The sequence below is a fragment of the Streptomyces sp. SDr-06 genome (genome assembly GCF_003324565.1).
GTDB lineage: Bacteria > Actinomycetota > Actinomycetes > Streptomycetales > Streptomycetaceae > Streptomyces.
This window is the reverse complement of the sequence record NZ_QOLA01000040.1, coordinates 25,751-32,557: the sequence shown is the minus strand read 5'-3', so window position 1 is coordinate 32,557 and position 6,807 is coordinate 25,751. Positions and strand designations below refer to the sequence as shown.

5 protein-coding genes are annotated in these 6,807 nt (G+C 70.3%); all 5 read left to right on the top strand.

Translation table 11 applies throughout. The annotated features are described in order from the left end of the window. Positions 1–460: 460 nt before the first annotated feature. The 5 genes from DT019_RS37735 (at position 461) to DT019_RS37715 (ending at position 6,746) form a co-directional block, all read left to right on the top strand. Positions 461–1,225 carry an IclR family transcriptional regulator gene (locus DT019_RS37735; protein ID WP_114041520.1) on the top strand — a complete coding sequence of 255 codons (765 nt, stop codon included), beginning with the start codon at positions 461–463 and terminating at the stop codon, positions 1,223–1,225. 330 nt (positions 1,226–1,555) lie between these two features. Continuing rightward, positions 1,556–2,332, top strand: a complete 777-nt coding sequence (locus DT019_RS37730) for an MIP/aquaporin family protein (RefSeq protein WP_114041519.1) — start codon at positions 1,556–1,558, stop codon at positions 2,330–2,332. Positions 2,333–2,372: 40 nt separating this feature from the next. Further along, positions 2,373–3,899, top strand: coding sequence for a glycerol kinase GlpK (gene glpK / locus DT019_RS37725; protein ID WP_114041518.1), 1,527 nt, complete (start codon positions 2,373–2,375; stop codon positions 3,897–3,899). 15 nt (positions 3,900–3,914) lie between these two features. Further along, entirely contained in the window at positions 3,915–5,525 is a 1,611-nt protein-coding gene (locus DT019_RS37720) for a glycerol-3-phosphate dehydrogenase/oxidase (RefSeq protein WP_114041517.1), read from the top strand. A gap of 162 nt (positions 5,526–5,687) precedes the next feature. Then, complete coding sequence (locus DT019_RS37715) at positions 5,688–6,746, top strand: LLM class flavin-dependent oxidoreductase (RefSeq protein ID WP_114041516.1); 1,059 nt, start codon at positions 5,688–5,690, stop codon at positions 6,744–6,746. Positions 6,747–6,807 lie beyond the last annotated feature (61 nt).

Genomic DNA, 6,807 nt, shown 5'->3' with positions numbered 1-6,807 from the left:
ATTGCAGCCCTCAAGATCCTGGAAGTCCTCCAGAGTCGGATCCTGCGCCTGCAACATCGTGCCCATCGCACCATCAGCCACCACCACCCGGGTGGCCAGCGCCTCACGCAAAGCGTCGATACGGGTCCGGCTGTCAGCGGAAGGGGTCGGCAACGAGGCCATGGATGTGCTCCCTGGAGTGCGACGGCTGTCGGCTTTGCGCCGTCCGGCAGGAGGGCGCACGCGGCCAGCGTAACCGGGCGGCCCCCGGCGGCGCGCGGGTGTATCAGGGGGCGGACGCCCCGGGCGGGGCCCCCTGAGCCCTGAGCGCTGTCCGGAAGTGTCGGGGGCTGCCGCACTCACGGTGACACGAGGTCGGCAACGGCCGATACTGTTCAGCATTGTCGAACCAGTTGTTGAGAGAGCCGGCCGCTGCAGCGGCGAGAACCGGTTCAGCAGTGCCCTAAAGGGAGGGAGCGCGATGGCGCGCAACATCCAGTCGCTCGAACGGGCGGCCGCCATGCTGCGGCTGCTCGCGGGGGGCGAGCGGCGGCTCGGCCTGTCCGAGGTGGCCTCCTCGCTCGGCCTCGCCAAGGGCACGGCGCACGGAATCCTGCGCACCCTGCAGGCCGAGGGCTTCGTGGAGCAGGACCCGGCGTCGGGCCGCTACCAGCTGGGCGCCGAGCTGCTGCGCCTGGGCAACAGCTACCTGGACGTCCACGAGCTGCGGGCGCGCGCCCTGGTGTGGACGGACGATCTGGCGCGCTCCAGCGGCGAGAGCGTGTACGTGGGGGTGCTCCACCAGCAGGGCGTGCTGATCATGCACCACGTCTTCCGGCCCGACGACAGCCGCCAGGTGCTGGAGGTGGGGGCCATGCAGCCACTGCACTCGACCGCCCTGGGCAAGGTGCTCTCCGCGTACGACCCGGTGGCGCACACCGAGGCCGTGGACACCGTGCAGGAGGCGTTCACGCCGCGCACCGTCACCTCCTCCGAGGGCTTCGAGGAGCTCCTCGACCTGACCCGGGCGCGCGGCTGGGGCTCGGACGTCGAGGAGACCTGGGAGGGCGTCGCCTCGGTGGCCGCCCCCATCCACGACCGGCGCCGGATGCCGGTCGGCGCGGTGGGCGTCACGGGCGCCGTGGAGCGGGTCTGCAAGGACGGCGCGGTGCGGCCCGAGCTGGTGGCCGCGGTACGCGACTGCGCCCGCGCGGTCTCGCGGGACCTGGGCGCGGGCCGCTTCTAGCGGCGCAGCGCCGCCCGCGGCGGGCCGGGGACGGCCCGCCCCGCACCCCGCCCCATACCAGTACATGATCTTGGTCGCGCCGCCGGGGGCATGTTTGGCGGTTCGTACCACCTGGTAACGATCAGGGATTCCGGTCACAGAAGTCTTGACGCCCAGTTAACCCGGGGGCAAAACTGCCGTTCAACGGTCGGCATTGTCGAACACCTACCGGCAATACGAGTTAGAGTGTGACAACGCCAAGGGCCGGCAGCTCTCAGCCATTGAGAGCGCGGACCACCGGAGGGACCCGGTAGTTCGCCTTCCCCTGGACGAAGGACAAAGGAGTCGCGGGTGTCCAGCCACGACATCTTCATCGGCGAGACCATCGGTACCGCCGTACTCATCCTGCTGGGCGGTGGCGTGTGCGCCGCCGTCACGCTGAAGCGCTCGAAGGCGCGGAACGCCGGCTGGCTCGCGATCACCTTCGGGTGGGGCTTCGCGGTGCTGACCGGTGCCTACATCTCGGCACCCCTCTCGGGCGCCCACCTCAACCCCGCGGTGACCCTCGGTCTCGCGATAGAGGGCGGCACCAAGTGGAGCGACGTCCCCGTGTACCTCGGCGGACAGATCCTCGGTGCCATGCTCGGCGCGGTGCTCGTGTGGCTCGCCTACTACGGCCAGTTCCACGCCCACCTCACCGACCCCGAGATCGTCGGTGACGCCAAGGCCGTCGAGGCCCGCGAGCACGAGGCGGGGCCGGTGCTCGGCGTCTTCTCGACCGGCCCGGAGATCCGCCACGTGGTCCAGAACCTGGTCACGGAGATCATCGCCACGATCGTCCTTGTCCTCGCGATCCTGACCCAGGGTCTGAACGGCGACGGCAAGGGTCTCGGCGTCATCGGTGTCCTGATCACCTCGCTCGTCGTGGTCGGCATCGGCCTCTCGATCGGCGGCCCGACCGGTTACGCCATCAACCCGGTCCGCGACCTCGGCCCGCGCGTCGTGCACTCCCTGCTGCCGCTGCCCAACAAGGGCGGTTCGGACTGGAGCTACGCGTGGATCCCGGTCGTCGGCCCGCTGGTCGGCGGCGCGATCGCCGGTGGCATCTACAACATCGCCTTCGCCTGAGCCTCGACGCGACCCCCTTCGGACTTCCCAGGAGCACCCCATGAGCGACATCCACTCGACCGGTCCGTTCATCGCGGCCATCGACCAGGGCACCACCTCCAGCCGCTGCATCGTCTTCGACAAGGACGGCCGGATCGTCTCGGTCGACCAGAAGGAGCACGAGCAGATCTTCCCCAAGCCGGGCTGGGTCGAGCACGACGCCACCGAGATCTGGACCAACGTCCAGGAGGTCGTCGCCGGCGCGATCGACAAGGCGGGCATCACCGCCGCCGACGTCAAGGCGATCGGCATCACCAACCAGCGTGAGACTACGCTGATGTGGGACAAGAACACCGGCGAGCCCGTGCACAACGCGCTGGTCTGGCAGGACACCCGCACCGACGCGCTCTGCAAGGAGCTCGGCCGCAACGTGGGTCAGGACCGCTTCCGCCGCGAGACCGGCCTGCCGCTCGCGTCGTACTTCGCCGGCCCCAAGGTCCGCTGGCTGCTCGACAACGTCGAGGGCCTGCGCGAGCGCGCCGAGCGCGGCGACATCCTCTTCGGCACCATGGACTCCTGGGTCATCTGGAACCTGACCGGTGGCGTCGACGGCGGTGTGCACGTCACGGACGTCACCAACGCCTCGCGCACCCTCCTGATGAACCTCCACGAGATGGCGTGGGACGACAAGATCCTCTCCTCCATGGAGATCCCGGCGGCCGTGCTGCCCGAGATCCGCTCCTCCGCCGAGGTGTACGGGCACGCCAAGGGCGGCGTCCTGGACGGCATCCCCGTCGCCTCCGCGCTCGGCGACCAGCAGGCGGCCCTGTTCGGCCAGACCTGCTTCTCCGAGGGCGAGGCCAAGTCGACCTACGGCACCGGCACCTTCATGCTGATGAACACCGGTGACAAGCCCGTCAACTCCTACAACGGCCTGCTGACGACGGTCGGCTACCAGATCGGCGACCAGAAGCCGGTCTACGCCCTCGAGGGCTCCATCGCCGTCACCGGCTCGCTCGTCCAGTGGATGCGCGACCAGATGGGCATGATCAAGACCGCCGCCGAGATCGAGACCCTGGCGTCCTCGGTCGAGGACAACGGCGGCGCCTACTTCGTGCCGGCCTTCTCCGGTCTGTTCGCCCCGTACTGGCGCTCCGACGCCCGCGGTGTGATCGCCGGCCTCACCCGGTACGTCACCAAGGCGCACATCGCGCGCGCCGTCCTCGAGGCCACCGCCTGGCAGACCCGCGAGATCACCGACGCCATGACCAAGGACTCGGGCGTCGAGCTGACCGCGCTGAAGGTCGACGGCGGCATGACCTCCAACAACCTGCTGATGCAGACCCTCTCGGACTTCCTGGACGCGCCCGTGGTGCGTCCGATGGTCGCCGAGACGACCTGCCTCGGCGCCGCCTACGCCGCCGGTCTGGCCGTCGGCTTCTGGCCGGACACCGACGCGCTGCGCGCCAACTGGCGCCGGGCGGCGGAATGGACCCCTCGCATGGACGCCGACAAGCGTGACAGCGAGTACAAGAACTGGCTCAAGGCCGTTGAACGCTCCATGGGCTGGCTCGAAGAAGAGAACTGACGAGGAGTAATCGACATGACCACCCTGCAGAGCGTCCCCGCCCTGGGGACGCACCCGGCCTCCGGCTCCACCCCGAGCCGCGCCGAGACTCGGGAGCAGCTGTCCAAGGCGACGTACGACCTCCTGGTCATCGGCGGCGGCATCCTGGGCATCTCCACCGCCTGGCACGCCGCGCAGTCCGGTCTGCGGGTGGCCCTGGTGGACGCCGGTGACTTCGCCGGCGCCACCTCCTCCGCCTCCTCCAAGCTGCTCCACGGCGGTCTGCGCTACCTGCAGACCGGCGCGGTGAAGCTGGTCGCGGAGAACCACTTCGAGCGGCGTGCGGTGTCCCGTCAGGTGGCCCCGCACCTCGCCAACCCGCTCACGTTCTACCTGCCCGTGTACAAGGGCGGCCCGCATGGCGCCGCCAAGCTGGGCGCCGGCGTCTTCGCCTACTCGGCGCTGTCCGCCTTCGGCGACGGCGTCGGCCACCTGCTCTCCCCCGCGAAGGCCGCGGCGGACGTGCCGGAGCTGCGCACGGACAACCTGAAGGCCGTGGCCGTGTACGGCGACGACCAGATGAACGACGCCCGCATGGCCCTGATGACGGTCCGCGCCGCCGTCGAGGCCGGCGCGGTCGTCCTCAACCACGCCGAGGTCACCGGCCTGCGCTTCACCAAGGGCCGGGTCACCGGCGCCGACCTCAAGGACCGCATGGAGGGCGAGGAGTTCGGCGTCAACGCCCGCCTCGTCCTGAACGCGACCGGCCCCTGGGTCGACCACCTGCGCAAGATGGAGGACCCGAACTCGGCCCCCTCCATACGCCTGTCGAAGGGCGCGCACCTGGTCCTCAAGCGCACCTCCCCCTGGAAGGCCGCGCTCGCCACCCCCATCGACAAGTACCGCATCACCTTCGCCCTGCCGTGGGAGGACATGCTCCTGCTCGGCACCACCGACGAGGAGTTCGAGGGCGACCCGGCGGACGTCCGCGTCACCGAGGCGGACACCGCGCAGATCCTCGACGAGGCCGCGTTCTCCATCCGCGACCAGCAGCTGTCCCGCGATCTGATCACGTACTCCTTCGCGGGCCTGCGGGTGCTGCCCGGCGGGCCGGGCGACACCTCGAAGGCCAAGCGCGAGACGGTCGTCACCGAGGGCCGCGGCGGCATGCTGTCGGTGGCCGGCGGCAAGTGGACGACCTTCCGCCACATCGGCCGTACGGTGATGAAGAAGCTGGAGCAGCTGCCGGGCCACCCGCTCGGCGACGACTTCGAGCCGATCTCCGAACTGCCCGGCAAGATGCCGCTGCCCGGCATCGCCAACCCGCGCGCCGTCGCCCACCGCCTGATGGTGGACGGCCCCGCGCCCGGCCCGCGCATGGCCGCCGACACCGCCAAGCACCTGGCCACGCACTACGGTTCGCTGTCCTTCGACATCGCCCGCCTGGCCAACGAGGACGCGGCGCTCGCCGAGCGCATCCACCCGGACGCGCCGGAGATCTGGGCGCAGGTCGTCTACGCCCGCGACCACGAGTGGGCCGAGACCGCCGACGACGTGCTGCGCCGCCGTACGACGCTGACGATCCGCGGTCTGGCCACGGACGAGATCCGCGGCAAGGTCGACGACCTGCTGCGGAAGAAGAACTGACGACACGTCAGTCACGTGCCCGACCCAGGGGCGGCTCTCCAGCGGGAGCCGCCCCTGCGGCGTGTCCGCCGCCATACGGCGTACATGAGGCTGCAACACCGCGCGGCGAGAGTGGGAGGACGCCTCCCGTGCCGGACGGCAAGCAGATCTGAAGGGCACCGCATGAAATTCCAGGTACTTTCCATCGTCAGCCACGCTCCGCACCCGTTGACGGGTGAACTCCCCTCCGCCGCCGACCGGTTGGCGCAGGTGCTCGACGTCGGCGTCGAGGCCGAGCGGCTCGGTTTCGACGCGTACGCCATCGGGGAGCGGCACGCCGGGGCCTTCCTCTCCTCCAGCCCCACGGTGCTGCTCGCCGCGCTGGCCGCGCGCACCAGCCGCATCCGGCTCCTGACCGGGGTGACCGTGGTGGCGATCCTCGATCCGGTGCGGGTGGCCGAGGACTACGCGACGCTCGACCAGATCTCCCGCGGCCGCGTCGAGCTGGTGATCGGCAAGGGCGCGGAGGCCGGCCACTTCGACCTGTTCGGCCTCGACGAGTCCCGCCAGTGGGACCTCCAGCGCGAGAAGTACGAGCTGCTGCGCCGGCTGTGGAGCGAGGAAGGGGTGGACTGGGAGGGCGAGTTCCGTCCACCGCTGCGCGGCGTCACGACCGTACCGAGGCCGTACGCCGGGGTGCCGCGGATCTGGCACGGCTCGGCGACCTCCCTCAACTCCCCCGAACTCGCGGCCAGACACGGCGATCCGCTGTTCACCGCCAACGCCATCCAGCCCCGCGCGGCGTACGCGAAGCTCATCGCGCACTACCGGGAGAAGTTCGAGGAGTACGGGCACGATCCGGCGCGGGCGCACGTGGCGGCGGGCTCGGGCGGGCTGCTGATCGCGGACACCGCCGAGCAGGCGGTCTCCCGCTACCGGGAGGTGTACGAGGCGAAGGTGCGGCAGACCTTCAAGCCGCACCTGGCCGGGAAGGTGGGCTACAACACGCCGTTTCGCACCATCGAGGACGCCATCGCCGAAGGCCCCCAGCTCATCGGCTCGCCCCAGCAGATCATCGAGAAGATCCTCGGTTTCCACGAGGCGTACGGGCACGACCTCCAGTCGGTCACGGTGGACGGCTTCGGGCTCTCCACGGCCGAGCAGACCGAGACGCTGGCACGGTTCGCCGAGGAGATCGCCCCGGTGGTCCGCAAGGAGGCGCCGAGCTCTCTCTGGGAGTGAGGCCACCGCGGCTGGCGGAGCGCGCATAATGGGGGCCGATACATCGGATGTATGGAGGTCG

Bases quoted from the DNA above. Each gene is read 5' to 3' on its own strand.
- DT019_RS37715 (WP_114041516.1), top strand. From the start codon at position 5,688: ATGAAATTCCAGGTACTTTCCATCGTCAGCCACGCTCCGCACCCGTTG.
- DT019_RS37735 (WP_114041520.1), top strand. From the start codon at position 461: ATGGCGCGCAACATCCAGTCGCTCGAACGGGCGGCCGCCATGCTGCGG.
- DT019_RS37720 (WP_114041517.1), top strand. From the start codon at position 3,915: ATGACCACCCTGCAGAGCGTCCCCGCCCTGGGGACGCACCCGGCCTCC.
- glpK (WP_114041518.1), top strand. From the start codon at position 2,373: ATGAGCGACATCCACTCGACCGGTCCGTTCATCGCGGCCATCGACCAG.